The organism is Pseudonocardia sp. D17 (assembly GCF_036984265.1).
Lineage (GTDB): Bacteria > Actinomycetota > Actinomycetes > Mycobacteriales > Pseudonocardiaceae > Pseudonocardia > Pseudonocardia benzenivorans.
In genome coordinates, this window is record NZ_BPRG01000196.1 from 1 (window position 1) to 245 (window position 245).

Consider the following 245-nt stretch of genomic DNA (forward strand, 5'->3'; position numbering starts at 1 on the left):
GCTAGTTTCCGTTGCTGGGGACGATACGGCCGGCGAAGGTGATCGCGAAGGCGTTCAGCGCCGGCTTCCACCGCGTCGCCCACCTGGCCCGGCCTCGTCCGGTGGGGTCGAGCGAGCGGGTGACCAGGTAGAGGCATTTCAGGGCGGCCTGTTCGGTCGGGAAGTGCCCGCGAGCCTTGATCGCGCGCCGGTAGCGGGCGTTGAGCGACTCGATGGCGTTGGTGGAGCAGATGACCTTGCGGATC

1 protein-coding gene is annotated in these 245 nt (G+C 68.2%); it reads right to left on the bottom strand.

What is annotated here, in order from left to right:
* Position 1 precedes the first annotated feature (1 nt).
* Positions 2-245: transposase (locus tag PSD17_RS26010; RefSeq protein WP_339124978.1), on the bottom strand; the 244-nt coding region annotated here is incomplete at its 5' end.